Annotated in this window: 18 protein-coding genes and 2 pseudogenes; 9 read left to right on the plus strand and 11 right to left on the minus strand. The window is 60.0% G+C overall.

The annotated features are described in order from the left end of the window. Window positions 1-3: 3 nt before the first annotated feature. From trmD to ACI3K0_RS17880, 4 genes are all read right to left on the minus strand, one after another. Window positions 4-684 carry a tRNA (guanosine(37)-N1)-methyltransferase TrmD gene (trmD, locus tag ACI3K0_RS17865; protein WP_183828561.1) on the minus strand — a complete coding sequence of 227 codons (681 nt, stop codon included), beginning with the start codon at window positions 682-684 and terminating at the stop codon, window positions 4-6. After that, entirely contained in the window at window positions 681-1,292 is a 612-nt protein-coding gene (rimM, locus tag ACI3K0_RS17870; protein ID WP_183828558.1) for a ribosome maturation factor RimM, read from the minus strand. Before rimM ends, trmD begins: the two co-directional genes overlap by 4 nt. A gap of 126 nt (window positions 1,293-1,418) precedes the next feature. Then, window positions 1,419-1,778, minus strand: a complete 360-nt coding sequence (rpsP, locus tag ACI3K0_RS17875; protein WP_148147788.1) for a 30S ribosomal protein S16 — start codon at window positions 1,776-1,778, stop codon at window positions 1,419-1,421. A gap of 80 nt (window positions 1,779-1,858) precedes the next feature. Further along, entirely contained in the window at window positions 1,859-2,176 is a 318-nt protein-coding gene (locus ACI3K0_RS17880) for a chorismate mutase (RefSeq protein WP_183828555.1), read from the minus strand. On the opposite strand from ACI3K0_RS17880, the pseudogene ACI3K0_RS17885 reads away from it, so the two are divergent. Continuing rightward, window positions 2,086-2,520, plus strand: a pseudogene (locus ACI3K0_RS17885) (hypothetical protein); the annotation flags it as partial. The gene ACI3K0_RS17880 and the pseudogene ACI3K0_RS17885 sit on opposite strands and share 91 nt — an antisense overlap. On the opposite strand, the pseudogene ffh reads toward ACI3K0_RS17885, so the two are convergent. Continuing rightward, window positions 2,483-3,757: pseudogene (gene ffh, locus ACI3K0_RS17890) on the minus strand (signal recognition particle protein); the annotation flags it as partial. The pseudogenes ACI3K0_RS17885 and ffh overlap by 38 nt on opposite strands. A 303-nt stretch (window positions 3,758-4,060) precedes the next feature. Here ffh and ACI3K0_RS17895 point away from each other — a divergent pair. Then, the gene (locus tag ACI3K0_RS17895; protein ID WP_183828547.1) at window positions 4,061-5,146 is read left to right on the plus strand and encodes an MBL fold metallo-hydrolase; all 1,086 of its coding nucleotides are present in this window, start codon (window positions 4,061-4,063) and stop codon (window positions 5,144-5,146) included. A gap of 54 nt (window positions 5,147-5,200) precedes the next feature. Further along, on the plus strand, window positions 5,201-5,788 hold the full coding sequence (locus ACI3K0_RS17900; protein WP_183828544.1) for a biliverdin-producing heme oxygenase: 588 nt from the start codon (window positions 5,201-5,203) through the stop codon (window positions 5,786-5,788). A gap of 18 nt (window positions 5,789-5,806) precedes the next feature. Here ACI3K0_RS17900 and ACI3K0_RS17905 read toward each other — a convergent pair whose 3' ends face one another. Then, window positions 5,807-6,478 (minus strand): spermidine synthase, encoded by a 672-nt coding sequence (locus tag ACI3K0_RS17905; protein ID WP_183828541.1) that lies wholly within the window; start codon window positions 6,476-6,478, stop codon window positions 5,807-5,809. Between the two features lie 159 nt (window positions 6,479-6,637). Between ACI3K0_RS17905 and dapF the strand changes: the two genes are divergently transcribed. The 6 genes from dapF (at window position 6,638) to ACI3K0_RS17935 (ending at window position 12,994) form a co-directional block, all read left to right on the plus strand. Further along, window positions 6,638-7,540 carry a diaminopimelate epimerase gene (gene dapF, locus ACI3K0_RS17910; RefSeq protein WP_183828538.1) on the plus strand — a complete coding sequence of 301 codons (903 nt, stop codon included), beginning with the start codon at window positions 6,638-6,640 and terminating at the stop codon, window positions 7,538-7,540. Next, on the plus strand, window positions 7,537-8,817 hold the full coding sequence (gene mtaB, locus ACI3K0_RS17915; RefSeq protein WP_183828535.1) for a tRNA (N(6)-L-threonylcarbamoyladenosine(37)-C(2))-methylthiotransferase MtaB: 1,281 nt from the start codon (window positions 7,537-7,539) through the stop codon (window positions 8,815-8,817). Before dapF ends, mtaB begins: the two co-directional genes overlap by 4 nt. A gap of 19 nt (window positions 8,818-8,836) precedes the next feature. Next, window positions 8,837-10,411, plus strand: a complete 1,575-nt coding sequence (gene ftsY / locus ACI3K0_RS17920) for a signal recognition particle-docking protein FtsY (protein ID WP_183828532.1) — start codon at window positions 8,837-8,839, stop codon at window positions 10,409-10,411. 54 nt (window positions 10,412-10,465) lie between these two features. Then, a complete protein-coding gene (locus tag ACI3K0_RS17925) occupies window positions 10,466-11,116 on the plus strand; it encodes a septation protein A (protein WP_183828529.1) in 651 nt (216 codons plus the stop codon). After that, entirely contained in the window at window positions 11,113-11,700 is a 588-nt protein-coding gene (locus ACI3K0_RS17930; RefSeq protein WP_148147798.1) for a DUF2585 domain-containing protein, read from the plus strand. Before ACI3K0_RS17925 ends, ACI3K0_RS17930 begins: the two co-directional genes overlap by 4 nt. Before the next feature lie 112 nt (window positions 11,701-11,812). Next, entirely contained in the window at window positions 11,813-12,994 is a 1,182-nt protein-coding gene (locus ACI3K0_RS17935) for a diguanylate cyclase (protein ID WP_183828523.1), read from the plus strand. Window positions 12,995-13,002: 8 nt separating this feature from the next. Here ACI3K0_RS17935 and ACI3K0_RS17940 read toward each other — a convergent pair whose 3' ends face one another. The 5 genes from ACI3K0_RS17940 to ccmA all read right to left on the minus strand — a co-directional run bounded on the left by ACI3K0_RS17940 (window position 13,003) and on the right by ccmA (window position 16,175). Beyond that, window positions 13,003-13,614 carry a DsbE family thiol:disulfide interchange protein gene (locus tag ACI3K0_RS17940; protein ID WP_183828520.1) on the minus strand — a complete coding sequence of 204 codons (612 nt, stop codon included), beginning with the start codon at window positions 13,612-13,614 and terminating at the stop codon, window positions 13,003-13,005. Further along, window positions 13,611-13,790, minus strand: coding sequence for a heme exporter protein CcmD (gene ccmD / locus ACI3K0_RS17945; protein WP_183828517.1), 180 nt, complete (start codon window positions 13,788-13,790; stop codon window positions 13,611-13,613). Before ccmD ends, ACI3K0_RS17940 begins: the two co-directional genes overlap by 4 nt. A gap of 1 nt (window position 13,791) precedes the next feature. Further along, entirely contained in the window at window positions 13,792-14,562 is a 771-nt protein-coding gene (locus ACI3K0_RS17950) for a heme ABC transporter permease (RefSeq protein WP_183828514.1), read from the minus strand. Window positions 14,563-14,605: 43 nt separating this feature from the next. Further along, the gene (gene ccmB, locus ACI3K0_RS17955) at window positions 14,606-15,265 is read right to left on the minus strand and encodes a heme exporter protein CcmB (RefSeq protein ID WP_183828511.1); all 660 of its coding nucleotides are present in this window, start codon (window positions 15,263-15,265) and stop codon (window positions 14,606-14,608) included. A gap of 265 nt (window positions 15,266-15,530) precedes the next feature. After that, entirely contained in the window at window positions 15,531-16,175 is a 645-nt protein-coding gene (gene ccmA, locus ACI3K0_RS17960; RefSeq protein ID WP_183828622.1) for a heme ABC exporter ATP-binding protein CcmA, read from the minus strand. Window positions 16,176-16,269: the final 94 nt, after the last annotated feature.

Raw genomic sequence — 16,269 nt, forward strand, 5'->3', positions numbered from 1 at the left:
GCGTCAGTCGTCCGCAAGCAAATCCGGGCGACGTATTTGCGTCAGCTTTAGAGCCTGCTCCAGCCGCCATTTTTCGATCGCTGCGTGATTTCCTGAAGTCAGGACCGTCGGGATTTCCTGGCCTTCGAAAACCTGCGGGCGGGTGTAATGCGGGTGTTCCAGCAGGCCGTGCTCAAAACTTTCGTTGGTGCCGGAATGGGCATTGCCCATGACGCCCGGCAGGAGGCGGATGATGCTGTCGAGAACGGTCAGCGCTGCGGGTTCGCCGCCCGACAGGATGTAGTCGCCGATCGACACTTCCTCGAGGTTGCGTCCGTCGATGACGCGCTGGTCGACGCCTTCGAAGCGGCCGCAGACGATGACGACGCCTTCGCCATCGGCGAGTTCACGCACCCGGCTCTGGCTTAGCGGCTTGCCGCGCGGGCTCATCAGCAGGCGGGGGCGGGTATCGGCGGCGACAGAATCGATCGCTCTCGCCAGAATATCCGGTTTCAGCACCATGCCGGCGCCACCGCCGGCCGGCGTATCGTCTACGGTGCGGTGCTTGTCTTCAGCAAAATCGCGGATCTGTATCGTATCGAGCGACCAGTCGCCACGTTCCATCGCCTTGCCTGAAAGGGAGAAAGCGAGATGTCCGGGAAACATTTCCGGATAGAGCGTCAGGAGGGTTGCGCGAAATGTCATTCTTCGTCCTGGCCGGGAGCTTTTTTGGAGGGTCCCTGGCGGGGCTTGGGCGGACGTTTGCCGACTGCGGTTGGGTCCCTGTCGTTCGGATCCTCGATCAGGCCGGCGGCCTCAGGGTCAATCAGGATTTTGCCTGCGTCCAGATCGATCTCCAGAACCGCTGCTTCGGAAAAGGGGATGAGCGCCGGGCGTCGACCGGGGCCTTTCAGTTCAAGCAGATCGCCGGCGCCGAAATCAAATACCGCGCTGACTTTGCCATAGCTTTTGCCTTCAGCATCGACGGCTTCGAGGCCTTCGAGATCGGCATAATAGAATTCGTCCTCATCAAGCTCTTCGTCAGGAAGATTGTCGCGTTCGACGAAGAGTTCCAGCCCGTTCAGGGCTTCGGCTGCATTACGGTCGTTAATGCCGCGGAAGCGGACAACGACGACGTTTTTTGCATCGCGGATTTCGAGGATTTCGAACCGCCGCCCGTCTTCTGCATAAAGATGACCGTATTCGCCAAGGGCTGTCGGGTCCGCAGTGAAGGATTTGACCCGTACTTCGCCCCGGAGACCTTGGGCGGCGCCGATCGTGGCCATCAGGATTGGGTTTTCAAGCTTCTTCATGCCGGGTGTTCCGATTGGTCTGCGCTCATTTAGCCATGAACCGCTCGCGGTGCAACGCAAGCATGGCCAAACAGAAAACGGGCAGTGCGTTGCCGCACTGCCCGTCGAATGCAATCGTTGCAGAAATTATTCTGCAGCGGCAGCTGCGTCGGCAGCCTTCTGAGCCTTTTCAGCAGCGCGTTCCTGAGCGCGCTTGCCCGGCTTTGCCTTTTCCGGGTTGTTCTTGGCGTCGCGGGTTGCGATGCCGGCTTCAGCGAGGAAGCGCAGAACGCGGTCGGTCGGCTGTGCGCCGTTTGCGAGCCAATGCTTGATGCGGTCTTCGTTCAGTTCAACGCGCTTTTCGTTGTCCTTGGCGAGCATCGGGTTCCAGGAACCGAGCTTTTCGAGGAAGCGGCCGTCACGCGGCGAACGGGCGTCGGCAACAACAACGGTGTAGTAAGGGCGCTTCTTGGAACCACCGCGGGCGAGACGAATCTTCAGGGACATTGTTTAACTCCTTAGTTTTCTTTTGGGCCACCGTCCGGTGGTCCGGTTCTTTTCAAGGCCGCCGTCAGGCGGGCTTAAGGTTAGGCAGTCTCTTTCGCACCGCCGTGTTCGGCGGCGATTGCTTCATGATGCCGGATGACTTCCTTGATGACGAAGTTCAGGAACTTCTCGGCGAAATCCGGATCCAGATTGGCTTCCTTTGCCAGACGGCGAAGGCGTTCGATCTGGTATTCCTCGCGCGCCGGGTCTGCCGGCGGCAATTCGTACTTGGCTTTCAGGACGCCAACTTCCTTGGTGCAGCGAAAACGCTCGGCGAGCATATGCACCAGCGCCGCATCGATATTGTCGATCGACTGGCGGTAGCTCGAAAGCCGTGCCTTCACTTCAGGATCAACCATTCGCGTCCTCCCTTATTTCTTCTTGCCCGGCAGGCCGGAGAAACCGCCGAGGCCGGGGAGCTTTGCTCCGCCGAGACCGGGCAGGCCACCCATTCCACCGGGTAGGCCGCCACCAAGACCCGGCATGCCGCCCGGCTTCAGGCCTGCGGCTTCCGCCTGTTTCTGCAGGGCTTCGAGTTGCTTCGGATCCATCTTCGACAGATCGGGCATGCCCATGCCACCACCAAGACCCATCTTGGAGGCAAGGCCGCCCATCATCTGCTTCATCATGCCGCCCTTGCCCTTGCCGCCCATCATTTTCATCATGTCGGCCATCTGGCGGTGCATTTTCAGAAGCTTGTTGATTTCCGCAGCATCGGTGCCGGAGCCGGCTGCGATCCGCTTCTTGCGGGAATGTTTCAGCATGTCCGGGTTGGCGCGCTCGGCCTTGGTCATCGAGCCGATGATGGCGATCTGGCGGTCGAACATCTTGTCGTTCATGCCCGATGCGGCGAGCTTGTCCTTCATGCCGGCCATGCCGGGCATCATTCCCATGATGCCGCCCATGCCGCCGAGCGATTTCATCTGGCGCAACTGGTCGGCAAGGTCGTTCAGGTCGAACTTGCCCTTGGCCATCTTGGCGGCCATGGCGGCTGCCTTTTCGGCGTCGATATTTTCGGCGGCCTTTTCGACCAGCGAAACGATGTCGCCCATGCCGAGAATACGGTCGGCGATACGGCGGGGATGGAATTCCTCCATCTCCGTCATCTTTTCGCCGACACCGATCAGCTTGATTGGCTTGCCGGTGACGGCGCGCATGGAAAGCGCGGCACCACCACGGCCATCGCCGTCCATACGGGTCAGAACGAGGCCGGTAATGCCGACGCGTTCATCGAAATTGCGCGCAAGATTGACGGCGTCCTGACCGGTCAGGCTGTCGGCTACGAGCAGGATTTCATGCGGATTGGACTTCCGCTTGATTTCCGCCATTTCCTGCATCAGCGGTTCGTCGATATGCGTGCGGCCGGCGGTATCGAGGATGACGACGTCATGGCCGCCGAGTTTTGCCGCCTGCACGGCGCGCGCGGCGATATCGGTCGGCGACTGGCCGGCGATGACCGGCAGCGTATCCACGCCGGTCTGTACGCCAAGTTGGCGCAACTGTTCCTGGGCTGCCGGACGACGCGTATCGAGCGACGCCATAAGCACCTTTTTACGGTCGCGGTCGGTCAGGCGCTTGGCGATCTTGCCGGTCGTGGTCGTCTTACCCGAGCCTTGCAGGCCGACCATCATGATGACGACGGGTGCAGCGGCTGCCAGGCTGATGCTGACGCCCTCGGAGCCGAGCATCTCGACCAGTTCGTCATGGACGATCTTGACGACCATCTGGCCGGGTTTGATCGATTTCAGGACTTCGGCGCCGACGGCCTTTTCACGTACTCTATCCGTAAAGGCGCGCACGACTTCGAGCGCCACGTCGGCTTCCAGAAGCGCACGGCGAACCTCGCGGAGCGCTGCGGAAACATCCGCCTCGCTCAACGCGCCACGGCCGGTCAGTCCATTCAGAATGGAGCCAAGACGGTCCTGCAGGTTCTCAAACATCGTGTCTTCCTTCTTCGCTTCCAGTTGGTGTCCGGAAACGTCGGGTCTTTTGCCGGCAAAAACAAGACGCGAAAGCGCGCAAAGCCAAAAAGCACCCGAGGGCGCAACGCGCTGTCGGATGTTGACCTCCGGGCTCAGTATGTCGGCCCCGGTCGGCGGCTCCAAGTCGTGACTTGTCAGCAGATTGCCGGGCTTAAACAGGAAATGGGGCGGAGAGTCAAGGTGTGGCGGGCATTCGTAACATTTGCGTGCCGATTGTCTGTCTGCTTGAAGCGCACCATATGGCTTTTTATACAGGATCCCATGAATCGACGCACATTCTTCAAATGGTCCGGCCTTGCAGCCATCGCGGCACTTGCCGGCGGGGTTACGGCAAGGAGCGCCATGGCCGGTAATAAGTATTATTCCGGTCCCGTCTCCGATCATTTTGACGGCAAGGCCTTCTTCAATCCGGGGGGCGTGGAGCCGCGCGGCGGACTGGACCTTTTGCGCTGGAAGTTCGGCAACGGTAATATCCCGTGGCCCGAAACTTTCGTCAGCCCATTCCCGCAAACCGTGCCGGGGACGCGCATCGATGGTGACCGGGTCGTGGTGACGATGATTGGGCATGCTTCGATGCTGATCCAGGTGGCGGGGCTAAACATCCTGACCGATCCGGTCTGGTCCGAACGGACGAGCCCATTCAGATTTGCAGGTCCGAAACGCGTGAACCCGCCGGGCATCCGAATGGGTGACCTGCCACCAATCGATATCGTGCTGGTCACCCACAATCACTACGACCACATGGATCTCGAAACGCTTTGGGTACTGCAGGGCCGTGACAAGCCGCATTTCATCACTCCACTCGGCAATGATGCAATCATTCGTTCCCGTGTGGCGGATGCAAGGATCACTGTGATGGACTGGGGTGGCCACGAGACGGTCGGCCCCGGCGTCACCTTCCATTGCGAGCCGTGCCACCACTGGTCGGCGCGCGGTCTGGGAGATCGTCGCCAGGCGCTCTGGGCGGCTTTCGTCTTCGATACGCCTGCCGGAAAAATCTACCATATCGGCGATACCGGTTTTCACGAGGGCCGGAATTACCGAGCTGTCGGCGAAAAGCATGGGCCGTTCCGGCTCGCCAATCTTCCTTTCGGAGCCTATGAGCCGCGCTGGTTCATGGAGGCGCAACATCAGAATCCGGAAGAGGCCGTCAAAGGCATGCAACTTTGCGGCGCGTCCTACGTTGCCGGTCATCACTGGGGCACGGTGAAACTGACCGACGAGGGAATAGAGCAGCCGGTGGAGGCGCTGCATGCGGCGCTCGACGCGCAAAAGATCGCTCGCGAGCGTTTCAGGCCGATGCGGCCAGGCGAAGTTTTCGAGGTTCCGGCTTCACGTCCTGCTTGACTTGTCGCACCTTGATTTGCTTGATGCGGAAAACATGAGTGCATGGGGAAAGTAATGCAGTTAGAGCTCGAGCGTCCGACCGAAGAAACCCGTATCCAGCGCCTGAAGGCTCTGACGACCGGGACCCATGACACGCTGGACAAGCGCATCATGCGCGCCGAGCCGTTTGCCAGCCGCGAGCGTTACGCCCTGTTTCTCGAGGTGCAGCATCATTTCCATGCCGATGTCGCGCCGCTTTTTGCGGACGAAGACCTCAATCGCCGCCTGCCCGGTCTGGCCGAGCGGAATCGTTACGAGGCTTTGCGTCAGGATATCGCCGATCTCGGCGGCACCCCGGAAGAACTCAGCGCGACGACCGGTCCGTTGACGCCGGCTCAGGCGCTCGGCTGGGTCTATGTCGCGGAAGGGTCCAATCTCGGCGCGGCATTCCTGCGCAAGGAAGCTGCAAAGATCGGCCTGTCGGACGATTTTGGCGCACGGCATCTGGCAGGGCATCCGGATGGTCGTGGCCTGCATTGGCGCAATTTTGTCGCTGCCTATAACGATTTGCCGCTTACCGAAGCGGAAGAGCTTGAGGCTGCCGAGGGCGCCAAGGCTGCCTTCCGGCGCGTGCATGCGCTGGTCGACGAAATCTTCGGATAATCTATTCTTGCGTCGCCATCAGCGGCGCGTCGCCACCCAGATGACGTGCTTGGCGCCGCGCTTGCCGTTGGCGCGGGTGTTGACGACTTCGGCCTCATAGCCTGTATCCTTCAGGCGCTTGGTAAAGCCGTAATCCGGGCCGGATGACCAGACGGAGAGCACACCGCCGGGGCGTAGAGCTTCACGGGCGGCGCGCAGGCCGCGGCCGTTATAAAGCGCATCATTGCTGTCGCGTGTCAGGCCGTCAGGACCATTGTCGACATCGAGCAGGATGGCATCGAACCTGTTCTTTGAACCGCGGATCAGCTCACCGACATCGCCCTGATGGATTTTCGTCCGCGGGTCGTCGAGGCAACCCTTGAAGACCTCGGCCATTGGTCCGCGCGCCCATTTCACCACCGCCGGTACCAGTTCGGCGACGGTGACGGTGGCATCCGGTGGGACGATCGCGAGCGCTGCACGGAGCGTGAAACCCATGCCGAGGCCGCCGATCAGGATGGATGGCTTAGAGCGGTCCTTGATCTTTTCCCAGGAGAGCGTTGCAAGCGCCTCTTCCGAACCGCTCAGCCGGCTGTTCATCAGCTCGTTGGATCCGAGCATGATGGAGAATTCCTGGCCCCGCTGTTTCAGGCGCAGTTCGCCGCCATCGTCCGGTATCTTTGCGCTGTCCAGTTGAACCCAGGGTAACATCGTGAAGCCTCGTTTTTGCGGCTCCCCTAACACGCGTTGCGGCTTTGCGCCAATCTTTAGGCATATGCGCCGCCACTGGTAATTTGCAGCACTTTCGGCCATATACGCCTTGAAGAGTGGGCCATTGCTGGTTTGACGGCCCGAAGAGTGGATATCATCATGGCAGGACAGGTCGAATTCGCGCGCATGAACGGGCTTGGCAACAAGATCCTGGTCGTCGACATGCGTGGTCGCACCGACAAGGTGACACCTGAGGCGGCGATCGCTCTTGCAGCCGATCCGGCCACCGAGTTCGACCAGATCATGGCGATCCATGATCCCAGGGCCCAAGGCACCGATGCCTGGATCGATATTCTCAACTGCGATGGCACAAAGGCGCAGGCCTGTGGCAACGGCACGCGCTGCGTGGTGCAGGCACTGGCTGCAGAGACCGGCCGCAAGACCTTCACCTTCCAGACGGTTGCCGGCATCTTGAATGCGCAGGAGCATGAGGACGGCACGATTTCCGTCGATATGGGCAAGCCGGTCTTTCAGTGGGACAAGATCCCGCTGTCGGAAGAGTTTTTCGACACCAGCCGGATCGAACTGCAGATCGGGCCGATCGATGCGCCGATCCTGCATTCGCCGTCCGCCATGTCGATGGGCAATCCGCATGCGGTCTTCTGGGTCGACAAGGACCCGATGACCTTCGATCTGGAGCGTTTCGGGCCGATGCTGGAAAACCATCCGATGTTCCCGGAAAAGGCCAATATCACGCTGGCGCAGGTCACGAGCGACAGTTCCTTGCGCACCCGCACCTGGGAGCGCGGCGCGGGCCTGACGCTTGCCTGCGGTTCGGCTGCCTGTGCCGCTGGCGTTTCTGCCGCCCGCACCGGTCGTACCGGCCGGAAGGTGACGATCGATGTCGCTTCCGCACCCAGTCGCCAGCCGCTCGTTATCGAATGGCGGGAAAACGATCATGTGGTGATGACGGGACCTGCCGAATGGGAATGGTCGGGCAAGGTCGATCCTGAAACCGGCACGTTTTCGCGCGATACGGAACTTGAGGTTAAGGCAAATTGAGCGGCGTCGAGGTCATAACCTTCGGCTGTCGGCTCAACACCTATGAATCGGAAGTGATGCGGGCTGAAGCCGAAAAGGCTGGCTTGAACAATGCCGTGCTAGTCAATACCTGCGCCGTGACAGGCGAGGCGGTGCGGCAGGCGCGGCAGGCGATCCGACGGGCGCGGAGGGAGAATCCGCATGCACGCATCATCGTCACCGGCTGTGCGGCGCAGACGGAAAAGCAAACCTTTGCCGACATGCCGGAAGTCGATGCCGTGCTCGGCAATGAGGAAAAGCTGAAAAGCACTTCCTATCGCGGCCTGCCGGATTTCGGCGTTTCGGCGGAAGAGAAACTCCGCGTCAACGACATCATGAGCGTCAAGGCGACCGCGCCGCAGATGGTCAAGCATATCGACGGGCATGTGCGTGCCTTCATCCAGGTGCAGAACGGTTGCGACCATCGCTGTACTTTCTGCATCATTCCCTATGGGCGCGGCAATTCCCGCTCGGTGCCGATGGGGGCAGTTGTCGAGCAAGCACGAAAGCTCACGGAAAGCGGATATCGTGAGATCGTGCTGACTGGCGTCGATGCGACGAGCTATGGCACGGATCTGCCGGGCAATCCGACGCTCGGTTATCTCGCCAAGACGCTTTTGAAGCAGATACCGGAAATTCTTCGCCTGCGGCTGTCGTCGATCGACAGTATCGAGGCCGACAGTCATCTCTGGGACCTGATCGCTGGCGAGCCGCGTTTCATGCCGCATCTGCATCTGTCGCTGCAGCATGGCGACGACATGATCCTGAAGCGGATGAAGCGTCGTCATTCCCGAGCCGAGGCTCTTGCCTTCGTGGAACAGGCGCGGCGGCTGCGGCCGGAAATCGCTTTTGGTGCGGATATGATCGCCGGGTTTCCAACCGAAACAGAAGAGATGTTCGAAGGGGCTGCGACCCTGGCCGAAGAGGCCGGCATCTCATTTCTGCATGTTTTTCCCTACAGTCCGCGCTCCGGCACGCCGGCGGCGCGCATGCCGCAGGTCGACCGGGTGCGGGTCAAGGAGCGCGCCGCGAGGCTTCGCGCCCGTGGCGAGGCGCTGCATCTTGCGCATCTCGACCGGATGGTCGGAACCGAGCAGACCGTCATCATTGAAAACAATGGCATGGCGCATACGGAAAACTTTTCGCTGGTTGCAGCGCCGGGACTGGTTCCCCGCGACATTCAGCGCGTTATGATTACTGGACATAACGGCAAACATCTCGACATGCGGCTTCTGGCTGCCCATGAGCAGGCGGCCTGACCGAAACGGATTGTAAGTAATGGTAAGCTTCATCAAACGCGTCTTCACCTTCGGCGACAAGCCAGCCGATCGGCCCGCTGAGCAGCCGGTCGAAAAGCCGGTTGAAGACCAGTCGCCTGTATCGGGCGTCGTTGCCGTCGAGGAATTACCTGTGACGCCGGTTGATCCGGTCGCACCGGCCGAAATCGAGACAGCCGGCGGTCCTTCGGACGATGTCGTGGGGGATGATGAAGCGGTTGCGGTTCTTGCAGGCGCGGAAGAAACATCGGATCTCGGCATCGTGCCTCTGTCGCTGCTGGAGGCGGAGGCTGCGGCGGAGACAGATGGTGGCGTTTCCGCGGAAACACCCCCCTCTGCCCTGCCGGGCATCTCCCCCACAGGGGGGGAGGTCACGGATGCGCTGCCGCCGGTTGCCTTTGATGAGGGTGCTGAAGGACAGGGTGCTGTTGCCCCAGATACTGAGCTTTCCGAAGGTCACGCTGCTGTAAATACGACGGTTGATGTGGAGCAGCTCGTAAGTCCCCAGCCGATCTCCCCCCCAGTGGGGGAGATGTCCGGCAGGACAGAGGTGGGTAATGCGTCCGCTGACTCAGCCCCAGTCCTCCCCAAGGGTTTCTCCACCTCGATATCCGAACCGGAAGTCGTGGCAGTCGTGCCGCCGCTGAAGTTGACCTGGTTCCAGCGTCTACGCGCCGGGCTTGCCCGGACGTCTTCGCAACTGACAGGGCAGATCGCCGCTCTCTTCACCAAGCGCAAGCTGGATGACGAGACGCTGGAAGACCTCGAAGACCTGTTGATCCAGGCCGATCTCGGCGTGGAGACCGCGATGCGGATCACCGGGAGTCTGTCTGCCGAGCGTTATGGCAAGGACGTGACCGGCGAGGATGTGTCGCGCATCATGTCGGCCGAAATTACCAAGGTTCTGGCGCCGGTCGCCAAGCCGCTGCAGCTCGATCTCAATCACAAGCCGCATGTCATTCTCGTGGTCGGCGTCAACGGCACCGGCAAGACGACGACGATCGGCAAGCTTGCGGCAAAGCTTTCGGGCTCGGGCCTCAAGGTCATGCTCGCTGCCGGCGATACGTTCCGTGCTGCCGCTATCGAACAGCTGAAGATCTGGGCGGATCGCACCAATTCGGAATTCATCGGTACCAAGCTTGGCGCCGATGCGGCGGGCCTTGCCTATGACGCCTATGTTAAGGCGAAGGAAAAGAAATCCGACGTGCTGATCATCGATACCGCCGGCCGGCTGCAGAACAAGGCGGAACTGATGGCGGAACTCGAAAAGATCGTGCGTGTTCTCAACAAGCTCGATCCTGAAGCGCCGCATACCGTCTTGCAGACGCTCGATGCCACGACCGGGCAGAATGCCATGAACCAGGTCGAAATCTTCCGAAATGTTGCCGGTGTCAGCGGTCTGATCATGACCAAGCTCGACGGGACCGCGCGAGGCGGCATCCTGGTCGCGATCGCGGCCAAGCATCGCCTACCGGTCTATTTTATCGGCGTCGGCGAGGGCATTGATGATCTCGAACCCTTCGAGGCGAAGGATTTTGCTGAGGCGATTGCAGGGCTTACGCCTGCGCCGCATTGATGACACAGAAAAACGATTTGGCTCCAGATAACGACAGACAATAAGTTGGGACCTATGCAGACGATCGAAAGCGATATTACGCCGACCAAGGAAGAGAAGCAGAAACCGGGCCTGAAAATGGCGCTGGAACTAGGGCCTTTGCTGGTCTTCTTCTTTGGCAATCTGCGCGGCGAATGGCTTGTCGGCAAGTTTCCAGCACTGTCTGCCATTGGCGGGCCGCTGCTGATCGCCACCGCGCTGTTCATGGTTGCGACCGTGATCTCGCTGGTCATTTCCAAAATTGTCTTCAAGCATCTGCCGGTCATGCCCTTCGTCTCGGGCGTGGTCGTCATGGTGTTCGGCGGATTATCGATCTGGCTTCAGGACGAGACCTTCATCAAGATGAAACCGACCATCGTCAACACGCTGTTCGGCGTCGTGCTGCTCGGCGGTCTGTTCTTCGGCAAATCGCTGCTCGGTTATGTCTTCAATGCAGCGTTCAATCTCGACGCGGAGGGCTGGAAGAAGCTGACCCTGCGCTGGGGGATATTCTTCCTGTTTCTCGCCGTGCTCAACGAGGTCGTCTGGCGCAATTTCTCCGACGAGGCCTGGGTGAATTTCAAGGTCTGGGGCACGATGCCGATCACCATTCTATTCACGCTGTCGCAGATGCCGCTGATCATGCGCCACACCGTGCAGGACACCGTTGCCGAAGGTGACAAGTGACGACCTTTACGCCGGAAACCGACGATGTCTCCCGGCGCTGGCTGATCGCGGCACTCGTCCTTTTTCTGCTGCAGATCACGATCCTCTATTTCATGGGTCGCGTGCCGATCTGCGAATGCGGATATGTGAAGCTGTTCGAACCGGGGGTGAATTCGCCGGGAAACTCGCAGCATCTGGCCGATTGGTACACGCCGTCGCATATCATTCACGGCTTCCTGTTTTATGCTTTTGGCTGGTTGCTCCTGCGTCGCCGGTCGATCTCCGAGCGTCTGGCGCTGGCGGTTTTCATCGAGGCCGCATGGGAGATCGCGGAAAATTCGCCGCTCATCATCGACCGGTATCGCAATGCGACGATGGCGCTTGGTTATTCGGGTGACAGCATCCTCAATTCGGCAATGGATACGGTGTTCATGACACTCGGGTTTCTGTTTGCTTCCCGCATGCCCGTCTGGCTGACCGTCACGGTCGCAATCGTTTTCGAGCTTTTCACCGGCTGGTTGATCCGTGACAACCTCACGCTCAATGTACTGATGTTGATCTGGCCGATAGATGCGGTCAGGACATGGCAGAGCGCCATCGGCTGAACCTGTGCAGAGGTACCTTTTCGAGCCCCACTGTCGTTGAAATGTTAACGTTCTGGGCCTAGGGCTTTTTCATAACCGACAGGATGCATGAAGGCTTTCTGCGCAGGGTCAGATGGAACAGACCGATAATTTTTCCTATCTCTTGCCGTTCATTTTTCTGGTTTTCGGCAGCATTTTTCTGATCGCCGACCGATGGTCCGATGGCTCAGCTCGTTACTGGGGGCTGGGCTACATTTCGGCGGCGCTCGGCTTTGCCTTTCCTATCCTTGCCTATGCGCTGCCTTTGCCTGCACAGGCAGTGCTCTCGAACGTGTTCTTCTACGCAGCATTTTTTCTCTATGGCCATGCCATGCTTGTCAGGTTCAGGCGCCCGACATTGTTGCTGCCGCGGCTGCTTTTCACGTTGACGGCTTTTGCGGTCGTCTGCTGGTTTATCCTTGTCGAGGAAGATCTGAGATCGCAGCTTGCAATCGGCGATTCATCGTTGGCGGTGCTGCTTGGTATTGCAATCGTTTCCGTGTGGAGATTTGCCAAGTCGGCGATTGATCGTTTGCTCGTGGTTATGGCGTCGATGGTTGTGCTGGAGACCGCCATCCGGGTGACGGCTCTCCTTGTTTCCACGTCTGCTGGCAATTTTGATTCACTCGACCAGTTCCTGTCTTCCGAATATGCTTTTCTGATGCAGATGGCGGCGAGCATCGTCGGCTTCATCATGGCGCTGGCTGTTTTGGGTTCGGTCGTCTCGGATGTGGTTATGGGTCATCGTGATGCGGCGTGCCGCGATCCTCTCACCGGGTTGTTCAACCGACGCGGTTTCGAGCTGGCTTTGCCCGAAGCAAAGGGAGGTGCCTTTCCTGCAGGGGCTGTTATCGTCGGGGATATCGATTACTTCAAACAGGTCAATGATCGCTTCGGCCATGCTGCCGGCGATCATGTCATTATCGGGTTTGCGCAGATTTTGAGAGCGAACCTCAGAAGTGTTGCGATCGCGCGTTTTGGGGGCGAAGAGTTCGTAAGTTTTCTGCCTGGTATCGGCCGAATGGAAGCGGCGGATATGGTGGAAAAGGCGAGGTTCGGGTTTGCCGCCATGAGCTGGCAAGATCATGGGGTCGATGGGATGATTACAGCGAGTTTCGGCGTTTCGGCCACCGCACCCGGAGATCATTCCGTGCATGATGCCCTCGCGCGGGCGGACGCCTGTCTCTATACGGCCAAGAATTCCGGTCGCAACAGGGTTGTGACCGAAGGGCAACGGCCGCCGGAGGGACCGCCGCCGCTCAGGATCGTTTCTTAAAGATAAAGTTAGCTCTTGGCTGCGCCCGAAGCCCTTTCAATCGCTGGCAATAGTTGCTGTGTCAGGCCGCGCTCATCGAAGGGACCGACCTTCTTGTAAAGGATCGTACCGTCCGGGCCGACCAGATAACTTTCCGGAATGCCATAGACGCCCCAGTCGATCGCAGCCTTGCCATTCGGGTCGACGCCGATCGCCTTGTAGGGATTACCAAGCTCGCCGAGGAAACGCAGGGCGTTGTCGTTGCGGTCCTTGTAGTTGATGCCCACGATGTTAAGCCGGCTATCGTTCGCCAGCTGCTTCAGGATGGGATGTTCCTGCCGGCAGGGCACGCACCATGAGGCGAAGACGTTGACCAGGGTCAGCTTGCCCTTGATGGCGGCATCCGTAAGGGCGGCAGTGTTCGAACCTTCCAGCGGCGGCAAGGCAAGCGATGGCGCCGTCTTGCCGATCAGCGCAGACGGGATGGCGGAAACGTCGAGCCCGTTGACGTCCTGATCGTAGAGCATCTTTCCGGCGACCGCGGCAAAGCCCACAAAGACGGCAAGCGGGATCAGCGCCAGTGCGTAGCGGCTGCGGTTGTGCTTTGGTTTGAGGTTGGCCTCTTCCGTGCCGGATGTCATGACGAGGCTCCGTCTGTTGGGGCAGGGCGAGCGGAGCGGCGGCGAATGCCGGAGGCTTCCAGTTCTGCAAGTTCTCGCTGGCGGGCACGGCCATCGAGCCAGACCCAGCCGATCAGACAGAGCATAACGATGGCGGCGACGGCATAGGATGCGGAGATGTAGAACGTATGGCTCATCTTACGCCTCCTTCGCCGGTGTCCGGCCTGCCATGCGGGCGGCCATGCGGCGTTGTGCCGAGACACGGCGGCGCCAGATCTCGTTGCGCATTGCCCCGATATGCAGGGTGAAGAACAACAGCGTGAAGGCGATGGCCATGATCAGCAGCGGCCAGAGGAATTCCTTGTCGATCGTCGGGCCGCCCATGCGGATGACGCTCGCTGGCTGATGCAGCGTGTTCCACCAGTCGACCGAAAACTTGATGATCGGGATGTTGACGAAGCCGATCAGGATCAGCACGGCCGAAACGCGGGCAGCACGGCTTGGATCGTCCATGGCGCGATTGAGCGCAATCAGGCCGAGATACATCAAAAACAGCACGAAAACGGAAGTCAGCCTTGCATCCCAGACCCACCATGTGCCCCACATCGGCCTGCCCCAGAGCGATCCGGTGGCAAGGGCGATGAGGGTGAAGGCTGCACCAAGCGGCGCTGCCGTCTTGTGCGAAACATCGGCCAGCGGGTGGCGCCAGACCAGCGTGCCGATCGCCGACATGGCCATTACCGAATAGCACATCATCGACAGCCAGGCAGCCGGCACATGCACATACATGATACGCACCGTCATGCCCTGCTGGTAATCGCCTTCGCTGGCAAAGGTGAGATAAAGCCCGATTGCAAAGAGGATCGCGGTGATGCCGGCCATCCATGGCAGGATACGCGCCGCCAGGCCGAGGAAGCGTGTCGGGTTGGCCAGATCGGAGATTTTCGTGATGGCAAGGCTTTCGGGCATTGGACTTTCTAACCGGGTCGTGCGTTTTCGAGAATGATTCTAATCAATCGGCCGTGTTTCGCAAAGCGAGTGCCGCGCCGATAGGACCGATCACCGCAAAAAACATCGTGATGGCCACCAATATCAGAAAAGGCGGCATGAAGGGGGCGGGATCTTCAACAGCGGCATAAGACGCGCTGACGCCGAAGATCAATACCGGTATCGCCAGCGGCAAGACGAGGATCGAGACCAGCAGGCCGCCGCGGGGAAGAGCGACGGCCACGGCAGCACCCACCGCGCCGATGAAGGTCAGCGCCGGTGTGCCGACCAGAAGCGTCAGCATGGTCGCGCCGATCGCGACTTCGCTCATGTTCATGAACAGGCCGAGAAGCGGCGAGGCGATGACCAGCGGTAGTCCGTTGCCGAGCCAGTGGGCGAGGCACTTGACCAGTACTGTCAGCGCCAGTGGGTGTTCCTGCATCAGGATCAGGTCGAGCGAGCCGTCCTCGCGGTCGGTCTGGAACATGCGGTCGAGGCCGAGGAGCGCGGAGAGAAGTGCGCCGATCCAGACGATGGCCGGGCCGATACGGGAGAGAAGATTGAGATCGGGGCCGACACCGAAGGGGATAACGGCGACGACCGTCATGAAGAACAGCACGCCGATCAACGCACCGCCGCCGGCGCGGACTGAGAGTTTCAGGTCGCGGAGGAGGAGGACGGTCATTCTGGCTGATCTCCGTTGGTGCCGCTACTGGCCATTGGAGGAGGACCGCTGCCTTGCTGGGTGGAGCTGCCCCCCTCTGCCCTGCCGGGCATCTCCCCCACAAGGGGGGAGATCACAAGCGGCCTGACTGTCGCTCTTCCAAAAAGCATGCGCTTTGCGGCAAGACTGAAGTGGTCTGAAGAGCGTGCGCCCAGCTGATCTCCCCCCTTGTGGGGGAGATGTCCGGCAGGGCAGAGGGGGGCTGACTGGGCGAGACGATAGTGGGTCACCACATCTCCTCCATCACCCCGGCAAACCCCGTCATCCGCAATTCCTGCGCATCTTCCAGTCCGAGCGGCTGGTGGGTTGCTGCAAGCACGATGCCGCCAGCGGCCAGATGCTCCTTGATCAGCGCGGTGAACACCTCTTCCGCATTCACATCCAGCGCGGCGGTCGGCTCGTCCAGGATCCAGACCGGGCGCCAGGCGACGAGCAGTTTGGCGAAGGCCATGCGGCGTTGCTGGCCGGCGGAGAGATATCCGAAAGGCAGGTGGGTGATGCCGCCGAGGCCGACCGCTTCGGCTGCCTCGCCGATGCTCATGCCGGCATTTCCATTAAAATCACCGAGGAAATCGCGCCAGAAGGAAAGGTTCTCCGAGACCGTCAGTTCGGCCTTCATCGCATTGCGGTGGCCGAGATAGTGGCAGGCTTCGGCGGCGCGCATTTCAGCCTTTACACCATCCTGCTCCCAGGTCACTCGCCCGCTTTCGGGCCGCAACAACCCGGCCACAGTGCGCAACAGTGTCGACTTTCCCGAGCCGTTCTTCCCCGTCAGGACAAGGCTTTCGCCCCCTTCCAAAGTGAAGGAAATATCCTTGAAGATCAGGTCTTCGCCGCGTCTGGCGCTCAAGTTTTCGGCCGTCAGCCGCATCACGGAAACCTTGTTTAAGTTCTCAATCATCTAGCCGCAAAAAATCTTTTGCCCGCTGCGACAAAGTGTCTGGAAGGTTCTTAGAAACTATCTA

The organism is Rhizobium sp. ZW T2_16 (assembly GCF_044987325.1).
Lineage (GTDB): Bacteria > Pseudomonadota > Alphaproteobacteria > Rhizobiales > Rhizobiaceae > Neorhizobium > Neorhizobium cellulosilyticum.

Coding starts and splice junctions, on each gene's coding strand:
- dapF (WP_183828538.1), top strand. CDS start 6,638: ATGGCAGGACAGGTCGAATTCGCGCGCATGAACGGGCTTGGCAACAAG.
- ACI3K0_RS17895 (WP_183828547.1), top strand. CDS start 4,061: ATGAATCGACGCACATTCTTCAAATGGTCCGGCCTTGCAGCCATCGCG.
- trmD (WP_183828561.1), bottom strand. CDS start 684: ATGACATTTCGCGCAACCCTCCTGACGCTCTATCCGGAAATGTTTCCC.
- rpsP (WP_148147788.1), bottom strand. CDS start 1,778: ATGTCCCTGAAGATTCGTCTCGCCCGCGGTGGTTCCAAGAAGCGCCCT.
- ftsY (WP_183828532.1), top strand. CDS start 8,837: ATGGTAAGCTTCATCAAACGCGTCTTCACCTTCGGCGACAAGCCAGCC.
- rimM (WP_183828558.1), bottom strand. CDS start 1,292: ATGAAGAAGCTTGAAAACCCAATCCTGATGGCCACGATCGGCGCCGCC.
- ACI3K0_RS17935 (WP_183828523.1), top strand. CDS start 11,813: ATGGAACAGACCGATAATTTTTCCTATCTCTTGCCGTTCATTTTTCTG.
- ACI3K0_RS17900 (WP_183828544.1), top strand. CDS start 5,201: ATGCAGTTAGAGCTCGAGCGTCCGACCGAAGAAACCCGTATCCAGCGC.
- ACI3K0_RS17905 (WP_183828541.1), bottom strand. CDS start 6,478: ATGTTACCCTGGGTTCAACTGGACAGCGCAAAGATACCGGACGATGGC.
- ccmA (WP_183828622.1), bottom strand. CDS start 16,175: ATGCGGCTGACGGCCGAAAACTTGAGCGCCAGACGCGGCGAAGACCTG.
- ccmB (WP_183828511.1), bottom strand. CDS start 15,265: ATGACCGTCCTCCTCCTCCGCGACCTGAAACTCTCAGTCCGCGCCGGC.
- ACI3K0_RS17925 (WP_183828529.1), top strand. CDS start 10,466: ATGCAGACGATCGAAAGCGATATTACGCCGACCAAGGAAGAGAAGCAG.
- ACI3K0_RS17940 (WP_183828520.1), bottom strand. CDS start 13,614: ATGACATCCGGCACGGAAGAGGCCAACCTCAAACCAAAGCACAACCGC.
- ccmD (WP_183828517.1), bottom strand. CDS start 13,790: ATGAGCCATACGTTCTACATCTCCGCATCCTATGCCGTCGCCGCCATC.
- ACI3K0_RS17880 (WP_183828555.1), bottom strand. CDS start 2,176: ATGGTTGATCCTGAAGTGAAGGCACGGCTTTCGAGCTACCGCCAGTCG.
- ACI3K0_RS17950 (WP_183828514.1), bottom strand. CDS start 14,562: ATGCCCGAAAGCCTTGCCATCACGAAAATCTCCGATCTGGCCAACCCG.